36 protein-coding genes are annotated in these 21,035 nt (G+C 33.5%); all 36 read right to left on the bottom strand.

The window, feature by feature from the left end; genetic code table 11:
* The 36 genes from L992_RS00180 to rpsJ all read right to left on the bottom strand — a co-directional run bounded on the left by L992_RS00180 (nt 1) and on the right by rpsJ (nt 20,752).
* Nucleotides 1–1,206 carry a CinA family nicotinamide mononucleotide deamidase-related protein gene (locus L992_RS00180; RefSeq protein ID WP_047384442.1) on the bottom strand — a complete coding sequence of 402 codons (1,206 nt, stop codon included), beginning with the start codon at nt 1,204–1,206 and terminating at the stop codon, nt 1–3.
* Nucleotides 1,207–1,219: 13 nt separating this feature from the next.
* Nucleotides 1,220–1,717, bottom strand: coding sequence for a phosphatidylglycerophosphatase A (locus L992_RS00175; protein ID WP_047384441.1), 498 nt, complete (start codon nt 1,715–1,717; stop codon nt 1,220–1,222).
* Nucleotides 1,718–3,868 (bottom strand): U32 family peptidase, encoded by a 2,151-nt coding sequence (locus L992_RS00170; protein WP_047393835.1) that lies wholly within the window; start codon nt 3,866–3,868, stop codon nt 1,718–1,720. It lies immediately after the preceding gene.
* On the bottom strand, nt 3,865–4,461 hold the full coding sequence (gene coaE, locus L992_RS00165) for a dephospho-CoA kinase (RefSeq protein ID WP_047384437.1): 597 nt from the start codon (nt 4,459–4,461) through the stop codon (nt 3,865–3,867). The genes L992_RS00170 and coaE overlap by 4 nt, the downstream gene beginning before the upstream one ends.
* Before the next feature lie 105 nt (nt 4,462–4,566).
* The gene (locus L992_RS00160; protein WP_047384435.1) at nt 4,567–4,767 is read right to left on the bottom strand and encodes a cold-shock protein; all 201 of its coding nucleotides are present in this window, start codon (nt 4,765–4,767) and stop codon (nt 4,567–4,569) included.
* A gap of 234 nt (nt 4,768–5,001) precedes the next feature.
* Nucleotides 5,002–5,352 carry a 50S ribosomal protein L17 gene (gene rplQ / locus L992_RS00155; protein WP_023050832.1) on the bottom strand — a complete coding sequence of 117 codons (351 nt, stop codon included), beginning with the start codon at nt 5,350–5,352 and terminating at the stop codon, nt 5,002–5,004.
* A gap of 24 nt (nt 5,353–5,376) precedes the next feature.
* Complete coding sequence (locus tag L992_RS00150; protein WP_047393833.1) at nt 5,377–6,354, bottom strand: DNA-directed RNA polymerase subunit alpha; 978 nt, start codon at nt 6,352–6,354, stop codon at nt 5,377–5,379.
* Between the two features lie 26 nt (nt 6,355–6,380).
* Nucleotides 6,381–6,968, bottom strand: a complete 588-nt coding sequence (gene rpsD / locus L992_RS00145) for a 30S ribosomal protein S4 (protein ID WP_047384432.1) — start codon at nt 6,966–6,968, stop codon at nt 6,381–6,383.
* A 62-nt stretch (nt 6,969–7,030) separates the two neighbouring features.
* Entirely contained in the window at nt 7,031–7,420 is a 390-nt protein-coding gene (gene rpsK, locus L992_RS00140; protein WP_047384429.1) for a 30S ribosomal protein S11, read from the bottom strand.
* 61 nt (nt 7,421–7,481) lie between these two features.
* The gene (rpsM, locus tag L992_RS00135) at nt 7,482–7,838 is read right to left on the bottom strand and encodes a 30S ribosomal protein S13 (RefSeq protein WP_023050828.1); all 357 of its coding nucleotides are present in this window, start codon (nt 7,836–7,838) and stop codon (nt 7,482–7,484) included.
* A 154-nt stretch (nt 7,839–7,992) separates the two neighbouring features.
* Nucleotides 7,993–8,106 carry a 50S ribosomal protein L36 gene (gene rpmJ / locus L992_RS00130; RefSeq protein ID WP_040407302.1) on the bottom strand — a complete coding sequence of 38 codons (114 nt, stop codon included), beginning with the start codon at nt 8,104–8,106 and terminating at the stop codon, nt 7,993–7,995.
* A 28-nt stretch (nt 8,107–8,134) separates the two neighbouring features.
* Complete coding sequence (gene infA, locus L992_RS00125) at nt 8,135–8,353, bottom strand: translation initiation factor IF-1 (RefSeq protein WP_040407300.1); 219 nt, start codon at nt 8,351–8,353, stop codon at nt 8,135–8,137.
* 90 nt (nt 8,354–8,443) lie between these two features.
* Complete coding sequence (gene map / locus L992_RS00120) at nt 8,444–9,211, bottom strand: type I methionyl aminopeptidase (protein ID WP_047384427.1); 768 nt, start codon at nt 9,209–9,211, stop codon at nt 8,444–8,446.
* Between the two features lie 26 nt (nt 9,212–9,237).
* Nucleotides 9,238–9,879, bottom strand: coding sequence for an adenylate kinase (locus tag L992_RS00115; protein ID WP_047384426.1), 642 nt, complete (start codon nt 9,877–9,879; stop codon nt 9,238–9,240).
* A 58-nt stretch (nt 9,880–9,937) separates the two neighbouring features.
* The gene (gene secY, locus L992_RS00110; RefSeq protein WP_047384425.1) at nt 9,938–11,218 is read right to left on the bottom strand and encodes a preprotein translocase subunit SecY; all 1,281 of its coding nucleotides are present in this window, start codon (nt 11,216–11,218) and stop codon (nt 9,938–9,940) included.
* A gap of 35 nt (nt 11,219–11,253) precedes the next feature.
* Nucleotides 11,254–11,733 (bottom strand): 50S ribosomal protein L15, encoded by a 480-nt coding sequence (rplO, locus tag L992_RS00105; RefSeq protein ID WP_047384423.1) that lies wholly within the window; start codon nt 11,731–11,733, stop codon nt 11,254–11,256.
* A gap of 3 nt (nt 11,734–11,736) precedes the next feature.
* Complete coding sequence (rpmD, locus tag L992_RS00100) at nt 11,737–11,919, bottom strand: 50S ribosomal protein L30 (protein ID WP_047384421.1); 183 nt, start codon at nt 11,917–11,919, stop codon at nt 11,737–11,739.
* Nucleotides 11,920–11,932: 13 nt separating this feature from the next.
* Nucleotides 11,933–12,433, bottom strand: coding sequence for a 30S ribosomal protein S5 (gene rpsE, locus L992_RS00095; protein WP_047384418.1), 501 nt, complete (start codon nt 12,431–12,433; stop codon nt 11,933–11,935).
* Nucleotides 12,434–12,457: 24 nt separating this feature from the next.
* Entirely contained in the window at nt 12,458–12,826 is a 369-nt protein-coding gene (gene rplR, locus L992_RS00090) for a 50S ribosomal protein L18 (protein WP_047384416.1), read from the bottom strand.
* A gap of 47 nt (nt 12,827–12,873) precedes the next feature.
* Complete coding sequence (rplF, locus tag L992_RS00085) at nt 12,874–13,410, bottom strand: 50S ribosomal protein L6 (protein ID WP_047384414.1); 537 nt, start codon at nt 13,408–13,410, stop codon at nt 12,874–12,876.
* Between the two features lie 18 nt (nt 13,411–13,428).
* Nucleotides 13,429–13,824: a 30S ribosomal protein S8 gene (rpsH, locus tag L992_RS00080; RefSeq protein WP_047384412.1), complete on the bottom strand. Its 396-nt coding sequence runs from the start codon at nt 13,822–13,824 to the stop codon at nt 13,429–13,431.
* Nucleotides 13,825–13,847: 23 nt separating this feature from the next.
* Nucleotides 13,848–14,135, bottom strand: coding sequence for a 30S ribosomal protein S14 (rpsN, locus tag L992_RS00075; RefSeq protein ID WP_047384409.1), 288 nt, complete (start codon nt 14,133–14,135; stop codon nt 13,848–13,850).
* A 22-nt stretch (nt 14,136–14,157) separates the two neighbouring features.
* Entirely contained in the window at nt 14,158–14,709 is a 552-nt protein-coding gene (gene rplE, locus L992_RS00070) for a 50S ribosomal protein L5 (RefSeq protein ID WP_047384408.1), read from the bottom strand.
* Between the two features lie 18 nt (nt 14,710–14,727).
* On the bottom strand, nt 14,728–15,069 hold the full coding sequence (gene rplX, locus L992_RS00065; RefSeq protein ID WP_047384405.1) for a 50S ribosomal protein L24: 342 nt from the start codon (nt 15,067–15,069) through the stop codon (nt 14,728–14,730).
* 22 nt (nt 15,070–15,091) lie between these two features.
* The gene (gene rplN, locus L992_RS00060) at nt 15,092–15,460 is read right to left on the bottom strand and encodes a 50S ribosomal protein L14 (protein WP_047384403.1); all 369 of its coding nucleotides are present in this window, start codon (nt 15,458–15,460) and stop codon (nt 15,092–15,094) included.
* 34 nt (nt 15,461–15,494) lie between these two features.
* The gene (gene rpsQ, locus L992_RS00055; RefSeq protein ID WP_081982619.1) at nt 15,495–15,746 is read right to left on the bottom strand and encodes a 30S ribosomal protein S17; all 252 of its coding nucleotides are present in this window, start codon (nt 15,744–15,746) and stop codon (nt 15,495–15,497) included.
* Between the two features lie 50 nt (nt 15,747–15,796).
* Complete coding sequence (gene rpmC / locus L992_RS00050; RefSeq protein WP_023050812.1) at nt 15,797–15,979, bottom strand: 50S ribosomal protein L29; 183 nt, start codon at nt 15,977–15,979, stop codon at nt 15,797–15,799.
* Nucleotides 15,979–16,401: a 50S ribosomal protein L16 gene (gene rplP, locus L992_RS00045; protein WP_023050811.1), complete on the bottom strand. Its 423-nt coding sequence runs from the start codon at nt 16,399–16,401 to the stop codon at nt 15,979–15,981. The genes rpmC and rplP overlap by 1 nt, the downstream gene beginning before the upstream one ends.
* 2 nt (nt 16,402–16,403) lie before the next feature.
* On the bottom strand, nt 16,404–17,060 hold the full coding sequence (gene rpsC / locus L992_RS00040; protein WP_047384400.1) for a 30S ribosomal protein S3: 657 nt from the start codon (nt 17,058–17,060) through the stop codon (nt 16,404–16,406).
* Between the two features lie 15 nt (nt 17,061–17,075).
* Entirely contained in the window at nt 17,076–17,408 is a 333-nt protein-coding gene (rplV, locus tag L992_RS00035) for a 50S ribosomal protein L22 (RefSeq protein WP_023050809.1), read from the bottom strand.
* Nucleotides 17,409–17,455: 47 nt separating this feature from the next.
* Nucleotides 17,456–17,737 carry a 30S ribosomal protein S19 gene (gene rpsS / locus L992_RS00030; protein WP_047384397.1) on the bottom strand — a complete coding sequence of 94 codons (282 nt, stop codon included), beginning with the start codon at nt 17,735–17,737 and terminating at the stop codon, nt 17,456–17,458.
* A gap of 24 nt (nt 17,738–17,761) precedes the next feature.
* On the bottom strand, nt 17,762–18,592 hold the full coding sequence (gene rplB, locus L992_RS00025; RefSeq protein ID WP_047384395.1) for a 50S ribosomal protein L2: 831 nt from the start codon (nt 18,590–18,592) through the stop codon (nt 17,762–17,764).
* A gap of 95 nt (nt 18,593–18,687) precedes the next feature.
* Entirely contained in the window at nt 18,688–18,975 is a 288-nt protein-coding gene (gene rplW / locus L992_RS00020; RefSeq protein ID WP_023050806.1) for a 50S ribosomal protein L23, read from the bottom strand.
* Entirely contained in the window at nt 18,975–19,607 is a 633-nt protein-coding gene (gene rplD / locus L992_RS00015) for a 50S ribosomal protein L4 (protein ID WP_023050805.1), read from the bottom strand. The genes rplW and rplD overlap by 1 nt, the downstream gene beginning before the upstream one ends.
* A gap of 30 nt (nt 19,608–19,637) precedes the next feature.
* Complete coding sequence (rplC, locus tag L992_RS00010) at nt 19,638–20,264, bottom strand: 50S ribosomal protein L3 (protein ID WP_047384393.1); 627 nt, start codon at nt 20,262–20,264, stop codon at nt 19,638–19,640.
* Nucleotides 20,265–20,440: 176 nt separating this feature from the next.
* Nucleotides 20,441–20,752 (bottom strand): 30S ribosomal protein S10, encoded by a 312-nt coding sequence (gene rpsJ, locus L992_RS00005; protein WP_023050803.1) that lies wholly within the window; start codon nt 20,750–20,752, stop codon nt 20,441–20,443.
* Between the last annotated feature and the right edge of the window lie 283 nt (nt 20,753–21,035).

The following is a 21,035-nucleotide window of genomic DNA, read 5'->3' as shown; positions in this document are numbered from 1 at the left end:
CTATTCATCCTCCTCTAACATTTTATATAGTTCAAATAGACTATGGAGAACTGTTTTTCTTCTTATTCTCTCTCTATCCCCCGTGAAATTAAATCTAAAACTTGTTATCTTATCTTTCACTCTAACTCCTACATAAACAAGACCAACAGGTTTTTCTTCCGTTCCCCCATTTGGACCAGCAACTCCTGTTGTTGATATTCCAACATTTGTTTCTAATCCATAAACCATTGCTTCTGCTACTTCTTTACTTACAGCTCCATATCTCTTTATTATATTTTTATCAATATTTAAACGCTTCGCTTTTGATTCGTTACTATACGTTATCAATCCCTCTGTGAAAAATTGTGATATTCCTGATACACCGACAATTGTAGATGCTAACATTCCTCCAGTACATGATTCTGCAACTGATATCGTATAATTTTTATTTTTTAAAAACTCAAATACTTTCTCTTCTATTTTTTCATCATCTTCAGTTATAATATATTTTCCTATACTATTATATATCTTTTCCTTAATTTTTTCCACTGTGTTTTTATAGCTCTCTAATGTTTGCATTCTCACTATTATACCATAATCTTTTACTAAAAACTCATACTCTATATTTGGATCTATAAAAAACTCTTTTATTTTCTCTTCTAATATAGATTCTGGAATTCCTGATACTATTATATCCTTTATATATATTGGGTCTATACTCTCACAATAGTTATTTGTATAATATTTCAAAAACTTAGGAAACATATTATAAAGTTCTTTAGGAACTCCTGGAAAAGCTGCAATCCCATCAATAAAAAATGCTGGTGCCATTCCCACATCATTTTTTATTGAAACTGCTCCTTCAGGTTTTTCAACTTCTTTATAGTTCTTTTTTAAGAATTCGATATTTAATTTTTTAAATTTCTGTTTTATCTCTATTAATTCCTCTTCATCAACTAACATCTTTTTATTTAAAAATTTACTGATTGCTTCTTTTGTTAAATCGTCATCTGTTGCACCTAGACCACCAGATAAAATAACTAAATCACTCTTTTCTTTAGCAAATTTAATCGCTTCAAGAATTTTTTCCAAAGAATCCCCTACAGTTAATTTAAAATCTATTTTTATTCCTACTTTATTTAATTCGTTAGCCATAAAAATACTATTCGTATCCAATGTAGCTCCATTTAATAACTCTGTACCCACCATAAGTAAAACACATCTCATTTTTATCTACCTCTTAGAAAAATATAGTCCAAATACAAACCATTAAAAAGTTTCCAATTACCCCTGCTAAGAAATCATCTAAAACAACACCTACTCCATTTCCAAAGAACTGTGATTTATAAATAGGTCCAATTTTTGTTATATCAAAAAATCTAAATATTACAAATCCTAATACTATAGCTACTATTGTTTCAAAAATTCCAACTGGATTTATTAAAAATAACGTTGTTAAAAAACCTAATACCTCATCTATTACTACTTTTTGTGGATCTTTTTCTTTGAATATATCTCTTTCTGCAATATCACAAACATAAACTGATATCGCGAAAAACGTCATTAAAAACATAAAGTAAAATGAGTTATATATCATATTGTTTGGAAATATTCTTTTTAATAAAACTAAACCAATATATATAGGAATTCCACCCAAAGTTCCAAATGTTCCTGGGGCTACAGGCATATCTCCCAAACCGAATACTGTTGCTAAGTTTCTAACTAACTTTATATTCACTTAAAACACTCCTTTTTCATAATTGTAAGGTCTATACTCTCCGTTACCATCTAATATATCCTTTATTTCACTCTCTGTTTCTGTTGTAAACTCTAAAACTAACTCCGAAATTCCAATACTTTCTAAATACTCTTTATCTTCTAATATATTAAGTGGATGCTCTAAATATATTTCACTATTTCCAATATCATTTTGAATAACTGTGAATCTATCCCCTTGTTCATTTTCAATAATTTTTTGATTTTCTGTAGCTATTGATAACTCTGTATACATAGCTCTAGGTCTTCCGTAAGCTAAAATAGCTTTTTTAACTGTCGTTTCTCCAATCTCTTCTAATCTTCTATAGCTAACCTCTGGAGAAACTATTATCGTATCTACATTTGTTAACGTTGAAAAATGATCAAACGCATAACGATTAGATATATTTAAATTCCATCCTAAAGTTATTTCTGAATTTTTATTTTCCAATGCTTGATATAGATTAGTTGCCAATTTATTATATAAATCAACTTTAGTTAGAATCCCCTCTCTCGCTACGTCATAACCTTTATTATAAATTTTTGTTACTCCTAAGTTTTCTAAAACGCTCTTTTGACTATCGTTTGAAACAATAGCTGATATTATCGCCTTTTTTTCTTTTGATTCAAGTCTTGAAAGTTTTATAATCTCTTCAGAAACTTCTCTTCTATAACTTAGAATTAATTTTTCTAAAAGTTCTTTTACAACATCTCTTTTCAGCTGTTTTATAACAGATATTGGTAAGAATATATTTTCATCAATCTCTATATTTTTTACAATCCCTTTAAATGTCGTATCACCAATTTCCAGAATCTTTTCTTCTATAACCTCTTTTGAAGTACCTTTATTTTTAGCTAGTTCAATAGAAGTATCTGAAGATAATTCAGCAGTTATTAATTCTAATCTATTATTTAAAGTCGAAACTTTTATTTTAGGAACATCTCCAAGTTTAGCTGTAAATTGGAACTCTATTAAATGTTTTTTATCTGTTGTTTTTAATTTTTGTTCTATTAAATCACTCACTTCTTTTGAGTAATTTCTATAAACATACTTAGTTCCAACTGGTAAATCTCTCAATACTACCGTTTCTCCAGGATTAGCATCCTTTCTTCCTCTTTCGAATTTAGTATCAATTTTATTTATATAAGTTCCACCGATTTTTTCGTAATCTTTAGATAAAAATGTAACTCCATCACCTAAAATTATTCTCTCTTTTAATTTCAAGTGATTTTCTTTTAACTCACCTAAATTTTTACCTAAATGGCTTGCAAACTCTCTATTCATTATTTCAGGTCTATTTTTATAAAAATACCCTGTGCTGTATCCTCTATTAAATATTTGTGAACTTTTTTCCTCTACATTTTTTCCCTCTATTAGCTCTTTATAATAGCTAACTGTTTGGAATACATAGTTAGGTTCTTTCATTCTTCCTTCTAACTTAATACTATCAATACCTATCTCTTTTAACTTTTGAATCTCTTCAAATCCATATAATTGATCTTTTGGACTTAATAAATATCCTTCTTCCTCTCCATTAGAAGAATATTTTTTTCTGCAAGGTTGAGCGCACATACCTCTGTTTCCACTACGTCCACCTATAAAGCTGCTCATATAACAATTACCAGAATATGATATACAAAGTGCTCCAGAAACAAATATCTCTAGTTCAATTTCACTCTTTTCTCTTATCTCTTTAATCTCCTCAAATGATAACTCTCTTGGTAGAACAACTCTTTCAAATCCTATAGATTTCAAGTAGTTTGCCTCAATATGATTTGCTACCGTCATTTGAGTACTTCCGTGCAATTCAAGTCCTGGATAGTTTTCCTTTATAAATTTTGCTAATCCAAAATCCTGAACAATTACAGCGTCTAATCCGTGTTTGTAAAGTTCTCTCAAATTAATTGAAATTGCTTCAATTTCTACATCCATCATTATCGTGTTCAAAGTTAAAAATACTTTAACACCTCTTTCATGAGCATAATCTAAAGCTTCTTTATACTCTTCTAAAGTTAGATTTACAGCATTTCTTCTAGCTCCAAATCCTTTTAATCCCATATAAATCTCATCAGCACCTGCTTTTATAGCAGCATAAAATCTTTCAATACTTCCTGCTGGAGCAACTATTTTCATATCTTTCCTCTCTCTATACTCTCTATTATTTTTTCTACTTTAATTTTTAATTCTTCTAAAGTTCCATTATTTTCTATAATAATATCAGCTTTTAAATTTCTTTCCTCTCTTGAAATTTGTTTTAAGATAATCTTTTCTATGAGCTCATCATCTATTCCATCTCTTTTTTTTATTCTTTGAATCTGTAATTTTTTCTCTATATCCACAACGATAACCTTATTGCAATACTTATCTAAATTAACCTCAAACAATAACGGTACATCAAAAATTACTATCTCATTACTTTCGAAAAATTTTAAAAATAACTCCTCATAAATTTTTAAAACTTTTGGATGAACAATTGAGTTTAAAATTTCTAATTTATCAGAGCTATTAAAAACTATCTTTTTTAATAAATCTCTATTTATAGAATTGTCTTTTAAATTTATAAACTCTTTTCCTAATTTTTCTTTAATTTCCTCTTTTACTAAATCACTTTCTAAGATATTTTTAGCTATCAAATCTGCATCAAAAATCTTTAATCCCATAGATGAAAATATCTTGCTAACTGTCGATTTACCACTACCTATACCACCAGTTAATCCCAATATCATTATTATCTCCTTAAAATCGAATATATTATATTTTAACATATTTTCTGACTTTTTTTGTAAAAAAAAAGAGTGAAATTAAAATTTCACTCTTGGTTTTATATTTAATTAAGCTGCAGTTACTTCTTTAGCTATTGGACCTTTATTTCCTTCTTCTACAACGAATGAAACATTTTGTCCCTCTTCTAAAGTTCTAAACCCTTCCCCAATAATTCCAGTAAAGTGTACGAAATAATCTTTCCCCTCTTCACATGTTACAAAACCAAATCCTTTTTCTTTGTTGAACCATTTTACTGTTCCTTTTAACATTTTAACCTCCGAATAATAAAAAAAGTATAGTAAGTCCCCCTAGGCACTTTATGGATATATTATACATTAAAGAGTTCTTATTTGCAATACATTTTGTTTGTTTTTTGAAGAAATAAATACTTTTTAAGCTCTTATTTAAAATTTAGGACATTTTTTTTGTTTTGTTTAATATTGTAGGATTTTAATAAAAAAAAAGAGAACTACAATGTAGTTCTCTTTTAAAACGAATTAGAATTATACTAATTCGATTATAGCCATCTCAGCAGAATCTCCCTTTCTTACAGAAGTTCTGATGATTCTTGTGTATCCACCGTTTCTCTCAGCATACTTTGGAGCTAAATCGTTAAATAACTTAGCTACAGCCTCTTCGCTTCTTAAGAAAGCGAAAGCTTGTCTTCTGTGTGCAAGAGTTCCTTTTTTACCAAGAGTTACCATTCTCTCAGCAAACTTTCTAAGTTCTTTTGCTCTAGTAACAGTAGTTTCTATTCTATCTGATAAAATTAGAGATATTGTTAAGTTCATTAACATAGCTTTTCTATGATCAGCTCTTCTCCCTAACTTTCTATATGATTTATTGTGGTTCATTAGTCAGTTAGCCTCCTTATCTAATTATTCTACAGATCCATTTCCATTTAGATCGAACCCAAGTTCTTTCATTTTTTCAAGGATCTCATCTAGTGATTTTCTTCCTAGATTTTTTATTTTTAGAAGTTCGTTCATTGTCATTTTAGCCAATTGTCCTACTTCTTCTATTCCAGCTTTCTTTAAACAGTTAAATGATCTAACTGTTAAATCTAGCTCTTCTATTCTTGTATTCATTACATCATCATTTTTGTTTGTTGATGTAGGTGTTTCCTCTTCTTCCTCAAGATCTACTCTTAAGTGGTCCATTCTATTTCCTAAGTCTAGGAATGGGTCTAAATGATACTTCAGAAGTTCAATAGCGTAAGAGATTGCATCTCTTATTTCTACACTTCCATCAGTTTCGATATCTAAAGTTAACTTGTCGAAATCAGTCATTCTTCCAACCATTGTATCCTGAACTGAGTAAGAAACTTTTTTGATTGGTGTATATATAGCATCAACTGCTATAAAATCTACAGCCCAATCTTTTTTCTCTATCTCTTCAGCAACAACAAATCCTTCACCAGTATCAACTATAAACTCCATATCGATCTCTCTATCTGTAGTTAATGTACAGATGATTTGATCAGGATTTACAATTTCTAGTCCAATATCTGGTATTATATCAGCAGCTGTAACAGTCTTAGGTCCCTTTGCAGAAAGAGTCATTTTTCTTTCTCCAGCAGTTTCTGCCTTTATTACTACCTCTTTAACATTTAGCATTATTTCAGTAACGGCCTCTTTAACACCTTCCATAACTGAAAACTCGCTTAGTACTCCATCAATTCTAACTCCTTTAATGGCAGCACCTGGTATAGATGATAGTAAAACTCTTCTCAAAGCATTACCAATTGTATGTCCATATCCTCTATATAAAGGTTCTATAACATATTGACCTGAAAAGTCACTTGTTTTTAATTCGGTAATGTTAATACCCTTAGCATGTTTTTCTATTTTTAACATTTAATCAACTCCTGTCAAAGGATTTATTATCTTGAATAGAACTCAACTATTAAAGCTTCGTTTAGATCGAAATCTAAGTCGTCTTTAGTTGGGTTCTGAAGAACTTTTCCTGCGAAGTTAGCTTTATCTAACTCTAACCATGCTGGAACTGCTTTCTCTTCTATTGCAGTTTTGATTAACTCAATGTTCTTTGAGTTCTCAATTACTGATACTACGTCCCCTGCTTTTACTCTGTAAGATGCAATGTTAACTCTTCTTCCGTTAACAGCAACGTGTCCATGAGACACAACTTGTCTAGCTTGTCTTCTAGTTTTAGCGAACCCTAGTCTGTAAACTACGTTCTCTAATCTTCTCTCTAAGTATTGGATTAAAGTTAAACCAGTAACTCCATCCTTTCTTGAAGCCTCATCATATAATTTTCTGAATTGCTTCTCCATTACATTGTATATAAATTTAGCTTTTTGCTTTTCGTTTAACTGAATTGCATACTCTGTAGGCTTTTTGTTTGCATTTGGTCTTGGTCCTCTGTTAGAAGATTTGTTTACTCCTAAGATAACTGGATCAATTCCAAGAGCTCTACATTTCTTTAAAACAGGTTGTCTATTTCTTGCCATCTCTTTATTGTTCCTCCTTACACTTTAATAAATTACTACGATAATGAGCTTAAAAAGTGTTATTACACTCTTCTTCTTTTTGGTGGTCTACATCCGTTGTGTGGAACTGGAGTTACATCAGTTATTTTTGTAACTTCTAATCCTGCTGCTTGTAGAGATCTGATACATGCTTCTCTACCTGATCCAGGTCCTTTCACTTTTACTTCAACCTTCTTCATTCCGTTTTCCATTGCGATTTGAGCTGCTTGCTCTGCTGCGATTTGAGCCGCGAATGGAGTTCCTTTTTTAGTTCCTTTGAAACCAGAAGTTCCTCCTGATTTCCAACTTACTACTTTACCATCCACATCAGTAATTGCTACTATTGTGTTGTTGAAAGTTGAGTGTATATGAGCTACTCCGTTAGGAATATTTTTCAATTTCTTTTTGATTTTAGCTACTTTTTTCTTAGCCATTTTTTAAGCTACCTCCTTACGATAAAATTCCGTTTTTAACTATACTATAATTAGCTTAAAACTATCTCTTTATAGGTTTTTTAGGACCTTTTCTAGTTCTTGCATTTGTTTTTGACTTTTGTCCTCTTACTGGTAAGTTCATCTTGTGTCTTGAACCTCTGTAACATCTGATGTCCATAAGTCTCTTTATTGCAAGTCTGATCTCTTTTCTAAGATCTCCCTCTACCTTGATAGTTTCAACAATGGCTCTGATTTTGTTTAACTCTTCTTCAGTTAAATCCTTTACTCTAGTGTCAAAGTTTACTCCTGCTTCTGTTAATACTTTTTGTGAAGTTGGTTTTCCAATTCCGTAAACATAAGTTAAAGCAATCTCTATTCTTTTGTTTCTAGGAATATCTACTCCTGCGATTCTAGCCAAAATTCTTCCTCCTCTTCCGAAAATTTTATATATCCGTCAGTATATAAACTGACTAAGACTTTCTTCGGTATGCCTCTTTCGAGTACTAGCTCTACAGCCTAACATACCTTTACAGTACTTCCCATGTCAGTACTAGTTTGCAAAACTTTTCAAGTTATCCTTGTACTTGTTTGTGCTTAGGGTTTTCACAGATAACTCTGATTTTCCCGTGTCTCTTGATAACTTTACATTTGTCACAAATAGGCTTAATTGATACTCTTACTTTCACTTAATTACCTCCTCTCGTGATCATAACTTTACTTTTTTCTGTATACTATTCTTCCCCTAGATAAATCATATGGAGAAATTTGTACCGTTACTTTGTCTCCTGGTAAAATTTTAATGTAGTTCATTCTCATTTTTCCAGAAATGTGCCCTAAAATTGTGTGTCCATTCTCTAATTCTACTTTAAACATCGCATTTGGAAGGGCCTCTAATATAGTTCCTTCTAATTCGATAACATCCTTTTTCGACATACTACCTCCTATCGAACAGAAATTCATATTATTTTAACATTTATTTTACAAAAAGTCTAGCTAATTTTTAACTATTTTTTGATGTATTTACTAGTCTAATTCCGTTAAAATAACTGGCTTCCCATCTATTACGGCAACAGTGTGCTCGAAGTGCGCCGAACGCTTTCCATCTCTTGTCACTACTGTCCACCCATCATCGATTATATTCACTTTGTAGGTACCAATATTTACCATCGGTTCTATAGCTAAAACCATTCCTTCCTCGATTTTTAAACCTCTACCTTTTCTTCCGTAGTTTGGTATACAAGGATCTTCATGCATAGCTTTACCCACTCCATGCCCAGCAAAATCTTTTACTACAGTAAATCCATTTGCTTCAACATATTTTTGGATTGCATTTCCTACATCTCCTAATCTGTTTCCTGCAAATACCTGCTCTATTCCAATTCTTCTTGCTTCTTTTGTAACATCGATTAATTTTTGTGACTCGTCATCAATCTTTCCTACAGGGAATGTAATTGCTGAATCTCCATAGAAACCATCCATTCTAGCCACTACATCAACACTTATAATATCCCCTTCTTGAAGAATTCTACTTTCTTTTGGAATCCCATGAACTACTTCTTCGTTTACAGAGATACAAGATCCTGCAGGATAAGGATTTATTGGTCCACCAACTCCTACAGTTGCTAGTTCTGCTCCATTCTCGATTAGATAGTTTTCAATAATTTTATTTAATTCATATGTTGAAATACCCGGTTTTATAAACTGAGGTAAATACTCTGAATATAATTTAGCAATTAATTGACATGGTTTTTTGATTTTTTCAATCTCTTCTCTAGTTTTTATTATAACCATATTCTTCCTTTCTAGATATCTAAAAATTATCCTAAAATATTAAAGATTTCCTTTGCAATTTCATTGATCTCTTTAGTTCCATCTAATTCAACCATTACTCCTCTTTCAGTATAGAAGTTAAATAATGGTGCTGTTTGCTCGTGATAAGCTGATAATCTGTTTTCTACAGTCTCTTTGTTATCATCTTTTCTTACTATTAAATCTGCTCCACAGTAATCACATTTATCCTCTACTTTTGGAGGGTTATTTACAACATGGAAAGATGCTCCACAGCTTGGACAAACTTTTCTTCCTACAACTCTTCCAACGATTAATTCGTCTGGAACATTTAAAGAAATAACTTTGTCTAAGTTCATGTTAAGATCTTTTAAAAGTACCTCTAAAGCTTCTGCTTGAGCTAAAGTTCTTGGGAACCCATCTAAGATAAATCCTTTTTTACAATCTTCTTGAGATAATCTATCCTTTATTATTCCTATTATTGTTGAATCTGGAACTAATTTACCTTCATCCATAAATTTTTTAGCTTCCATTCCCATTTCAGTTCCTTCTGATATCGCTGCTCTTAGCATATCTCCAGTTGAAATTTGAGGAATTCCATACTTATCAATTATAAATTTTGCTTGAGTTCCTTTTCCTGCACCAGGTGCTCCAAATAACATTATGTTCATTTAGTTTCATCTCCTTTATTTTAAATAAAAAGGGCACGACTTATGCCGTGCCTAGATTTTATAAAAATCCTTTATACTCTTTCATGATAAGATGAGCATCTATCTGTTGTACTGTATCTAGTGCAACCCCTACTACTATTATAATCCCTGTTCCACCAAAGAATACTGGTAGTCCAAAAGCCTTAAATAGGACCATTGGTGCAATTGCGATTAAAGCTAAGAAAATAGCTCCACCCCAAGTTATTCTAGTTACAACTCCTTCAAGATAATCAGCTGTATCTGCTCCAGGTCTAATACTTGGAATCGTACCTCCACCTTGCTTTAAATTTTCTGCAACCTTTTCAGGATCGAAAACTATAGAAGTGTAGAAGAACGAGAAGAATATAATTACAGCAGCAAATAGTATTAAATATACAGGATGCTGGTCACTAAATATTCTAGCAAGTACTACTTTTCCAGAAAACTCTCCTGGAAGAACGTTTACTACTAAAGAAGGTATCATCATAACCACTGAAGCAAATATTACAGGCATAACACCTGAACTATTTAATTTCAATGGGATATATGAGTTCTGACCCATTCCATTATTTCCAGCAAATCCTCTTCCTACATAGTGAACTGGTATTTTTCTTTGTCCTAATTGGAAAACAACAATTCCTGCAATCGTTAAAACTGCAGCAACCCCCACTAATAACAAAACAGGAATAAGAAACTTACTCCCTCTCATATCTTGTATAGTTTGAATAACAGCTCCTGGGGCTCCCGAAATAACATTTAAAAAGATTAGTAGCGAAACTCCATTACCTATCCCTTTGATAGATATTTGTTCCCCTACCCACATTAAAAATATTGTTCCTGCCGTTAAAGTTGTTATCGTTGATAAGAAAAATGTAAACCCTGGTGTTGTTACTAATCCTACTGATTGTAACCAAGTGCATACTCCAATTCCTTGGACTATAGCTATTACAATTGTCAGATATCTTGTCCATTGAGTAATCTTGTTTCTTCCTGATTCTCCCTCTTTTTGAATCTCTTCAATTTTAGGAATAATTACAGCAAGTAAGCTAAATACAATTGATGAATTGATATATGGTACAATTCCCAATGCAAATATAGATACTCTTTGGAATGCCCCACCTGAGAACATATTAATATATCCTAGTAAATCACTCTGCGCAGTCATTTGAGCCAAACGATCAATGTCCACACCAGGAGCAGGGATATATGTCCCTACCCTAGCTACTAGGAACATTAATAAGGTGAAGATGATTCTCTCTCTCAGTTCCGGAATTTTAAATATACCTCTAAGCTTCGTTTCAAACTTTTCAATTAAACCCAAAATTCTTCACCTCACATTGAAATAACTAGTTCTTATTACTTGTTATTTTTTGCTACATCAGCAAAAGTTTTTACTTCTATAATTTCTACAGATCCACCTTTTGCTTCGATAGCTGCTTTTGCAGAAGCAGAAACTTTATGAGCTTTTACAGAAACTTTCTTTTCTAGCTCTCCGTTTCCTAAAACTTTGATTCCTGCAAGAGTTTTCTTGATAATTCCAGCTGCTACTAATAGCTCAGGAGTTACTTCAGTTCCCTCTTCGAATCTATTTAAATCACATAAGTTTATTACTGCATAATCTTTTCTGAATATAGCGTTAGAGAATCCTCTCTTTGGAGTTCTTCTATATAAAGGCATTTGTCCACCCTCGAAGTAAGGTTTTACCCCTCCTCCAGCTCTAGAGTTTTGACCATTGCTTCCTTTTCCAGCAGTTTTTCCTAAACCTGAAGACTCTCCTCTTCCGATTCTTTTTCTAGCTTTTCTTGGTACAGAAGGCTTTAATTCATTTAATTTCATTGATTATTGCACCTCCTCTACTTTTATTAGGTAAGAAATTAGAGCGATTTTCCCCATTAATTCTGGAGTCACGTTATGCTCTCTAACATCATTCATCTTCTTAAGCCCTAGCGACTTTGCAGTAGCTATATGGTTAGGCTTTCTTCCGATTATGCTTTTTACAAGCTCTATTCTAAGCTTTGCCATCTTTTTTTACCTCCTAGCTTAAGATTTCCTTTACTTCTTTTCCTCTTAAAGCTGCAACTTCTTCAGCAGTTCTTAATGCTGCTAATCCTTCGATTGTAGCTCTTGCAACGTTGTGCTTGTTTCTTGATCCTTTTATTTTTGTAAGGATGTTGTGTACTCCTGCTAACTCAAGAATCTCTCTACAAGATGATCCTGCGATAACTCCAGTACCTTCATAAGCTGGTGCCATCCAAATTGATGTTGCTCCCCACTTACCAACGATTTCATGAGGAATAGTAGTTCCTTTTAACGAAACCTTTACCATGTTTTTCTTAGCAGCAGCGATTGCTTTTCTGATTGCATCAGGTACACCATTCGCTTTTCCTAATCCCATTCCTACGTTTCCTTCAGCGTCTCCTACAGCAGCTAAAACTGAGAAAGATATTGTTCTTCCTCCTTTAGTTGTCTTAGAAACTCTAGAAATCTTTAATAATTTCTCTTGAAATTGTTTTTCTTCTTTAACTAACTTAGACAAGTGAAGTCCTCCTCTCTACAAGAATTAGAATTTAAGTCCTGCTTCTCTTGCAGCCTCTGCAAGGGCAGCTACTCTTCCTGTGTATTTATAACCAGATCTGTCAAATACGATAACAGATATATTTTTTGCTACAGCTCTTTCAGCTATTAGCTTTCCAACAAGCTTAGCAGACTCGATGTTTCCACCGTGTTTTACATCTCCTTTGATCTCTTTAGCTATTGTAGATGCAGAAACTAAAGTTACTCCATTTACGTCATCAACTAATTGAGCAAAGATGTTGTTGTTTGATCTATATATAGAAAGTCTTGGTCTCTCTGCTGTACCAGAAATTTTGTTTCTGATAGATAAGTGCTTTCTTCTTCTAATAGCGTCTCTATTAACTTTCTTAAACAACGTTTTAACCTCCTTATTCTCAGCATACTAACTATATTTAGTTAGTATTATGATTTCTTACCTTCTTTTCTTCTGATTACTTCGTCAGAATACTTAACCCCTTTACCTTTGTAAGGCTCTGGAGCTCTCTTAGATCTGATGTCAGCAGCAACTTGTCCTACTACATCTTTCTCTATACCTTCAATGTGGATAGTTGTATTTTTCTCAACTGTCATTTTGATTCCTTCAACAGCATCGATTACAACTGGGTGAGAGTAACCTAAAGCCATCTCTAATCCAGCATTTTTCTCAGTAGCTCTGTATCCAACCCCTACTAAAGTAAGAGTTTTCTTGAACCCTTCAGAAACTCCAACAACCATGTTGTTTAATAGAGCTCTTGTAGTTCCATGTATAGCTCTTACAGCTGGTAAGTCATTTGGTCTAGCAACTGTAATTTCGTTGTTCTCTACGTTTATTGTTAACTCTTCGTTAAAATTCTTAGTTAAAGTACCTTTAGGTCCTTTTACAGTAACTACATTTCCTGCAGCTACTGTAACTTCTACCCCAGCAGGTACCACTATGATCTTTTTACCTACTCTTGACATATGGCTACCTCCTAGTTATTACCAAACGAATGCAAGAATTTCTCCACCAACGTTTTCTCTTCTAGCAACTCTATCTGTTACGATTCCTCTAGAAGTTGAAACGATAGCAATTCCTAAACCTGATAATACTCTTGGCATATCTTCTACAGAAGAATAAACTCTTCTTCCTGGCTTAGATATTCTCTTGATTCCTTTGATTACTCTTTCTTTTCCGTCATACTTTAAGTATACTCTTATATTCTTTTTATTTCCATCTGTTACAATTTTGTAGTTAGAAATATATCCCTCTTCTTTTAAAATCTCAGCGATTTTCTCTTTCATGTTAGAGTGAGGAACATCTGTTTTCTCGTGCATTACAGCATTTGCATTTCTAACTCTTGTTAACATATCTGCAATTGGATCTGTTAAAAACATCTATTAAATCCTCCTTTCATCAATTACCAAGATGATTTCTTTACACCTGGAATAAGTCCAGCACCTGCTAATTGTCTGAACTTAACTCTCGAAATTCCGAATTCTCTCATGAATCCTCTTGGTCTTCCATCTAATTGACATCTATTTTTCTTTCTAACTTCTGAAGAGTTCTTAGGTAATTTGTTTAGCTCAAACATAGCTTCCATATCTCCCTCGTTGATTCTCTTCTTCAGTTCAGCTCTTTTTTCAGCATATTTATCGCATAAAGTTGTTCTTTTTGCTTCTCTAGCGATCATTGACTTTTTAGCCATTTATTCTTAACCTCCTCACTATTTACTTTTTGAAAGGCATTCCGAATGCCTTAAGTAAAGCTCTTCCTTCTTCATCTGTTTTAGCTGAAGATACTATAGTGATAGACATTCCTAAAAGCTTGTCAACTTTATCAAACTCGATCTCAGGGAAAACTAATTGATCTCTTAATCCTAAAGAGTAGTTTCCTCTTCCGTCGAATGAATCCGCTGGAACTCCTTCGAAGTCTCTTACTCTTGGAAGAACTACATTTACTAATCTATCTAGAAAATCGTACATTCTCTCTTTTCTTAAAGTAACTTTTGCACCGATTGGCATTCCTTCTCTTAACTTAAATCCAGCTTCTGATTTTTTTGCTTTTCTTACAACTGGTTTTTGTCCTGTGATTATTGCTAAATCAGCCATTGCAGCATCGATTAACTTAGAGTTTTGAGTTGCCTCTCCTACTCCCATGTTAACAACGATTCTGTCTAATTTTGGACATTCCATAACGTTTGATAATCCTAACTCTTTCATTAAGTTAGCAACTATTGTATCGTTATATAACTTGTGATATCTAGAAACGTATTTAGACACTTACGTTCTCCTCCTCTCTTATAAAGTTTCTCCAGATACTTTAGAGTATCTTACTTTTTTACCGTCCACAAACTTGTATCCAACTCTAGTTGGTTTACCAGCTTTCTCATCAAATAACATTACTTTTGAAGAGAACATTGGAGCTGGTTTAGTTACAACTCCACCTTGTGGGTTTATTTGTGAAGGTTTCATGTGCTTTGTAACCATGTTGATGTTCTCAACAACGATTTTTCCTTTTTTAGGGAACACTTTTACTACCTTACCTGTTTTACCTTTATCTTTTCCAGATATTACGAAAACTGTATCTCCAGTTTTTACATGTAATGAATCTGGTACAAATTTAATCTTAGGTTTAGCCACGACAATTAGCCTCCTCTCTCAATTATATTACTTCTGGAGCTAGTGATACTATCTTCATGAAGTCTTTAGCTCTTAATTCTCTTGCAACTGGTCCGAATATTCTTGTTGCTTTTGGTTCATTGTTATTGTTTAAAACAACAGCTGCGTTGTCATCAAACTTAATGTATGATCCATCTTCTCTTCTTAATTCTTTTTTAGTTCTAACAATAACTGCCTTTACTACGTCTCCTTTTTTAACGTTTCCACCAGGTATTGCTTCCTTAACTGATGCCACAACAATGTCACCGATTCTACCGAATCTTCTTCTAGATCCTCCAAGAACTCTTATAACCATAAGTTTTTTAGCTCCCGAGTTATCAGCAACATTAAGGATAGTTTGTTGTTGTACCATTAAATTATCCTCCTCTCAACAATAATTTGGATTATTATCTAGCTTTCTCTATAATATCAACTAGTCTCCATCTCTTATCTCTAGATAATGGTCTAGTTTCCATGATTCTTACTTTATCTCCAGTTTGAGCTACGTTGTTCTCGTCATGTGCTTTGAACTTCATAGTCTTCTTAACTCTCTTTTTATAGATTGGGTGTAATGTCATTGTTTCGATAGCAACAACTATCGTCTTGTCCATCTTATCTGAAACAACGATTCCTTCTCTTAATTTTCTCTCGTTTCTCAAGATTTTGACCTCCTCTTCTTAAGAATCTATATTGTAAACAAAAGATTTAATTATCTTTCGTTTAATATAGTGTTTATTCTTGCGATCTCTCTTCTTACTTCTCTTATCTTAGCAGTGTTAGTTACTTGTCCTAATGAAAGTTGGAACTTTAGGTTGAATAATTCTTCCTTAAGCTCTTTACACTTTACTACTAAGTCTTCAGTAGATATTTCTCTTATTTCCTTAGCTCTCATTAGTTCTCACCACCATTCTCTCTTTTTACAATCTTACATCTGATAGGAAGTTTCATAGAAGCTTTTCTTAAAGCTGCTATAGCTTTCTCTTCAGTAACACCAGATACCTCGAACATTATTCTTCCAGGTTTAACTACTGCTACCCAACCTTCTACGTTTCCTTTACCTTTACCCATTCTCACTCCAGCTGGTCTAGCAGTGATTGGCTTATCAGGGAATATTCTTATGAAAGTCTTACCTTCTCTTTTGAATGTTCTGTTGATTCCAACTCTACAAGACTCGATCTGTCTGTTTGTTATCCATGCTGGCTCAAGGGCTTGTAATCCGTAATCTCCGAAAGCAACAGTGTTACCTCTTTGAGCTGTACCCTTCATTCTTCCTCTAAACATTTTTCTATGTTTCGTTCTTTTAGGCATTAACATGATTACGCTTCCCCTCCTTCCTTCTTAGTTGGAAGTACTTCACCGTGGAAGATCCAAACCTTGATTCCAAGAGCTCCATAAGTTGTATGAGCTGTAGCTGTAGCGTAGTCGATATCTGCTCTTAGTGTATGTAGAGGTACTTTACCTTCTACTACCCACTCAGATCTTGCGATCTCAGCACCATTTAATCTTCCAGAAACCATAACTTTGATTCCTTTTGCTCCAGACTTCATTGCTCTCATAACAGCTTGGCTTACTGCTCTCTTATATGCTACCCTTTTCTCGATAGATGTAGCGATGTTTTCAGCAACTAAAGTTGCATCTTTGTTAAATTCTTTAACTTCTTGAACTTTAACTGTAACTTTTCTTCCAGTTAATGTCTCAAGTTTAGCTCTTAAAGATTCTATTTCAGAACCTTTTCTTCCGATGATTATACCAGCTTTAGCTGTGTGTATTAAAACTACAACGTGTGATGGAGAAGTTCTCTCGATTTTTACCTTCGAAATTCCCGCGTGGAAGTAGTTCTTTTTGATCATTTCTCTGATCTTTGTATCTTCATGGAAGAACTTTGCGTATTCTTTTTTATCTGCATACCAGATAGAATCCCAAGTTCTTGTTATTCCAAGTCTCAGTCCTCTAGGGTCTACTTTTTGTCCCACAGTCTTACCTCCTTACTACTTTTCAGACACTGCCACAACAATGTGTGCTGTTGGTTTTCTTATTATATCTGCTCTTCCCATTGCTCTAGGCATGATTCTTTTTAGAGCTGGTCCGTCATTTATCATTATAGTTGATACTACTAACTTTTCTTCGTCCATATTGAAGTTGTTAGTTGCATTAGCAATTGCTGATGCTAGTGTTTTCTTTATAAATCTAGCTGCTTTTTTGTTAGTAAATTCTAACGTATCTAAAGCTTCTAATGCTGATTTTCCTCTCACTAAGTCTGCTACAAGTCTAGCTTTTCTTGGAGATAATCTTACGAATCTAGTTATTGCTCTAGCTTCCACTAGTCCAACCTCCTTTTTCTACTATCAATTTATTCTATTAAAATCGATTATTTTTTCTTTTTCTTTTTGTCTACACCGTGACCATAGTATGTTCTAGTTGGTGCGAACTCACCTAGTTTATGTCCAACCATTTGCTCTGTTACATGAACTGGTATATGTTTCTTTCCATTGTAAACACCGAAAGTTAATCCTATAAAGTTAGGGAATATAGTTGATCTTCTTGACCAAGTTTTTATTACCGCTTTTATATTTTCAGTAGCAACTGCTTCGTCAACTTTCTTCATTAAGTGGTGGTCACAAAAAGGTCCTTTTTTTAATGATCTAGCCATTACCTATTAGCCTCCTCTCGAAAATTACTTTTCGTTTCTTCTTCTTACGATAAACTTGTCAGAAGTTTTTCTTCCTCTTGTCTTAACACCATGAGCTGGTTTACCCCAAGGAGTCATTGGAGATTTTCTTCCTACTGGAGCTTTACCTTCTCCTCCACCGTGTGGGTGATCACAAGGGTTCATTACAGATCCTCTAACGTGAGGTCTTCTTCCTTTGTGTCTGTTTCTTCCAGCTTTACCTAGTGAAACTAGGCTGTGCTCAGAGTTTCCTACTTCACCGATAGTTGCCATACATTCTCCGTGAACTAATCTTAATTCACCTGATGGTAACTGAACGTGACAGTAAGTTCCTTCTTTTGCAACTAGTCTTGCTGCAGTTCCTGCAGATCTAACTAATTGTCCACCCTTTCCTCTTTGTAACTCAACGTTGTGTATCTGTGATCCAACAGGCATCTCTTTTAATTTAAGAGCATTTCCTGGCTTTATTTCAGCATTTGAACCAGCCATTACGATATCACCTTTCTTAAGTCCCTTTGGAGCAAGAATATATCTCTTTTCTCCATCTGCGTACGATAATAGAGCGATGTTTGCCGTTCTATTTGGATCGTACTCAAGTGATACTACCTTTGCAGGTACATCTAATTTATTTCTTTTAAAGTCGATGATTCTGTAAAGTCTTTTGTGTCCCTTGTCTCTATTTCTACAAGTTCTGTGTCCATAGTTATCTCTACCATAAGCAGATTTTAATGGAGTAGTTAAAGACTTTTCAGGTCTAACTTTATCTAAATCTTCGTTAACTAATCTAGACATATGTCTAGTACCATTAGTTATAGCATTTAACTTTCTAATTGCCATCTTTGTTAACCTCCAAAATTTCCTGACCTATAATTATCTTTAGCTTTATCCTTATTTTATTATTATAAAGAACTAAACTTCTAATTATTTTTCAATTATACTTCTGCGAAGTAAGTTATTGTGTTTCCAGCAGCTAATTTAACAATAGCTTTTTTCTTAGCTTGAGTCTTGTAAAGTTTCATTCCATGTCTTTTAGTAACTGGCTTTACATTGATTGTAGCTACAGATTCAACTTTTACGTTAAATATAGTTTCGATAGCTTTTCTGATCTCAACTTTATTTGCTTTTGGACTTACCTCAAATGTGTACTTGTTGTAATCTCTTCTTAAAATCTCAGTTTTTTCAGTGATTACAGGCTTCTTTACGATATCGTAAGCAGTCATTATGCAAGCACCTCCTCGATTGTCGTTAACGCTTCCTTAGTTACGATAACTTTCTCTTGCTTTAATAACCAGTAAACTCCAATCTCATTTGGTTGAAGAACTACTGCGTTCTCTAAGTTTCTAGCTGATAAGTATAAGTTGTAATCAGCTTCTGTAGCAAGGTCATTTACAACGAATAATTGCTTTGTGTTAGCTGTTAAAGCGTTAGTTAAAGCGATTATTGTTTTTGTTTTTGGAGCTTCGATAGTTCCATCAAGAACTAAGATTTCTCCAGCTGCAACTTTCGCAGAAAGTGCTGATCTTAAAGCAAGGTTTCTTACTTTTTTGTTTACTTTTTTCTCGTATGATCTTGGTTGTGGTCCGAAAGTAACTCCTCCACCTACCATGTGTGGAGCTCTGATAGAACCTTGTCTAGCTCTTCCAGTTCCTTTTTGTTTGAAAGGCTTTCTTCCTCCACCTTTAACCATAGCTCTAGTTTTAGTAGCTGCAGTTCCTTGTCTAGCAGCTGCTAACTCTGCAGTTAATACTTCATGTAATACTGCTTGATTAGGCTCGATTCCAAATACAGAATCTTTAACTTCTACAGTACCAGTTTGGTTACCTGCTAAGTCATATATGTTTAAAACTGCCATTATTTTCCTCCTTCCTCATCTACTAACTAATTATTTCTTTACAGCCGGTTTAACAACGATATATCCGTTCTTTGGACCAGGTACTGCACCTTTAATTAGTAGTAAGTTGTTTTCTGCGTCAACTTTAACAATTTTTAAGTTTTGAACTGTTACAGTTGCATTTCCGTATTGTCCAGCCATTTTTTTGTTCTTAAGAACTTTTCCAGGCCAAGACGACATTCCTATTGATCCTCCAAGTCTGTGGTTTCTTGAAACCCCGTGTGAAGCTCTGTTTCCACTGAAGTTATGTCTCTTCATAACCCCTGAAGTCCCTTTACCTTTTGAAGTACCAGTAATGTCTACGAAAGCAACTTCTGCTAAAGTATCCACTTTGATCTCTTGTCCAAGTTCGATTCCTTCTACTGAATCAACTTTTAACTCTTTAACAAATCTTAACGGCTTTACACCAGCTTTGTTAAAAATTCCCATTAATGGCTTTGTAGTATTTTTTTCTCTTTTTTCGTCAAATCCTAATTGTAAAGCTGTGTATCCGTCGTTCTCTGCAGTCTTCTTTTGAAGAACAAAGTTAGGTCCAGCTTCAACAACAGTAACTGGAATAAATTTTCCATCTTCGAAAATTTGAGTCATTCCAATTTTTTTTGCTAAAATTCCTGACATGTGTTTTACCTCCATCAAATAATATATTGGTTGACAACTTGCCCTCGTGGTTCCACCACTTTTCTTTAAAAAAAACGCCAACTTGTATTATTCTGTAAGGATAATTTAATTCTTAGCATCAAATTACCCGAAAATCAGCTGTCTGCTTTTTTCATCAGAACCTTTTCAACAAACTATTACGCTTGCTTTATTTCGATTCCAACACCAGCTGGTAAGTTAACTGCTGTTAAAGAAGCAATTGTCTTAGGGTTAGAGTTTTTAATCTCTACCATTCTTCTGTGCACTCTCATCTCGAATTGCTCTCTCGAGTCTTTGTTTACGTGTACTGATCTAAGTACAGTATATTTTTTTATTTTTGTAGGTAGTGGCATAGGTCCTGCAATTTCTGCTCCAGATTTCTTTGCTACTTCTACTATCTTTTTAGCTGATTGATCTAATAAAGTGTGATCATAAGCTTTTAAGTAAATTCTTAACTTGTTAGAAGCCATTTTACTTTTCGCACCTCCTTAAAAGTTTCGATTAAAAGAATTAAATAATTCTTTTGTACACTCTGGTAATTATATCACATTTTTTACAAAAAGCAAATGTTTTTTGCTTTTATTTAAAAGTTTTTTTACTTAGCTTTTTTAGGATTATAAAAGGGGACTAAGTCCCCCTTTATATGAACTAAATTTCACTTAGTTTTTAATTCTTGATTTAAGTAAGATTACTTAGTAATTTCTGCAACAACTCCAGAAGCTACCGTTCTTCCTCCTTCTCTTATCGCGAATC

This window comes from Cetobacterium sp. ZOR0034 (assembly GCF_000799075.1).
Lineage (GTDB): Bacteria > Fusobacteriota > Fusobacteriia > Fusobacteriales > Fusobacteriaceae > Cetobacterium_A.
The sequence above is the reverse complement of the archived record's forward strand: the minus strand, read 5'-3'. Positions and strand labels throughout refer to the sequence as shown.

Coding starts and splice junctions, on each gene's coding strand:
- L992_RS00180 (WP_047384442.1), bottom strand. CDS start 1,206: ATGAGATGTGTTTTACTTATGGTGGGTACAGAGTTATTAAATGGAGCT.
- L992_RS00170 (WP_047393835.1), bottom strand. CDS start 3,868: ATGAAAATAGTTGCTCCAGCAGGAAGTATTGAAAGATTTTATGCTGCT.
- coaE (WP_047384437.1), bottom strand. CDS start 4,461: ATGATATTGGGATTAACTGGTGGTATAGGTAGTGGTAAATCGACAGTT.
- L992_RS00160 (WP_047384435.1), bottom strand. CDS start 4,767: ATGTTAAAAGGAACAGTAAAATGGTTCAACAAAGAAAAAGGATTTGGT.
- rplQ (WP_023050832.1), bottom strand. CDS start 5,352: ATGAACCACAATAAATCATATAGAAAGTTAGGGAGAAGAGCTGATCAT.
- L992_RS00150 (WP_047393833.1), bottom strand. CDS start 6,354: ATGTTAAAAATAGAAAAACATGCTAAGGGTATTAACATTACCGAATTA.
- rpsD (WP_047384432.1), bottom strand. CDS start 6,968: ATGGCAAGAAATAGACAACCTGTTTTAAAGAAATGTAGAGCTCTTGGA.
- rpsK (WP_047384429.1), bottom strand. CDS start 7,420: ATGGCTAAGAAAAAAGTAGCTAAAATCAAAAAGAAATTGAAAAATATT.
- infA (WP_040407300.1), bottom strand. CDS start 8,353: ATGTCGAAAAAGGATGTTATCGAATTAGAAGGAACTATATTAGAGGCC.
- map (WP_047384427.1), bottom strand. CDS start 9,211: ATGGTTATAATAAAAACTAGAGAAGAGATTGAAAAAATCAAAAAACCA.
- L992_RS00115 (WP_047384426.1), bottom strand. CDS start 9,879: ATGAACATAATGTTATTTGGAGCACCTGGTGCAGGAAAAGGAACTCAA.
- rplO (WP_047384423.1), bottom strand. CDS start 11,733: ATGAAATTAAATGAATTAAAGCCTTCTGTACCAAGAAAAGCTAGAAAA.
- rpmD (WP_047384421.1), bottom strand. CDS start 11,919: ATGGCAAAGCTTAGAATAGAGCTTGTAAAAAGCATAATCGGAAGAAAG.
- rplF (WP_047384414.1), bottom strand. CDS start 13,410: ATGTCAAGAGTAGGTAAAAAGATCATAGTGGTACCTGCTGGGGTAGAA.
- rpsH (WP_047384412.1), bottom strand. CDS start 13,824: ATGTTTTTAACAGATCCAATTGCAGATATGTTAACAAGAGTTAGAAAT.
- rpsN (WP_047384409.1), bottom strand. CDS start 14,135: ATGGCTAAAAAGTCAATGATCGCTAGAGAAGCAAAAAGAACAACTTTA.
- rplN (WP_047384403.1), bottom strand. CDS start 15,460: ATGGTACAACAACAAACTATCCTTAATGTTGCTGATAACTCGGGAGCT.
- rpmC (WP_023050812.1), bottom strand. CDS start 15,979: ATGAGAGCTAAGGAAATAAGAGAAATATCTACTGAAGACTTAGTAGTA.
- rplP (WP_023050811.1), bottom strand. CDS start 16,401: ATGTTAATGCCTAAAAGAACGAAACATAGAAAAATGTTTAGAGGAAGA.
- rpsS (WP_047384397.1), bottom strand. CDS start 17,737: ATGGCTAGATCATTAAAAAAAGGACCTTTTTGTGACCACCACTTAATG.
- rplB (WP_047384395.1), bottom strand. CDS start 18,592: ATGGCAATTAGAAAGTTAAATGCTATAACTAATGGTACTAGACATATG.
- rplW (WP_023050806.1), bottom strand. CDS start 18,975: ATGACTGCTTACGATATCGTAAAGAAGCCTGTAATCACTGAAAAAACT.
- rplD (WP_023050805.1), bottom strand. CDS start 19,607: ATGGCAGTTTTAAACATATATGACTTAGCAGGTAACCAAACTGGTACT.
- rplC (WP_047384393.1), bottom strand. CDS start 20,264: ATGTCAGGAATTTTAGCAAAAAAAATTGGAATGACTCAAATTTTCGAA.
- rpsJ (WP_023050803.1), bottom strand. CDS start 20,752: ATGGCTTCTAACAAGTTAAGAATTTACTTAAAAGCTTATGATCACACT.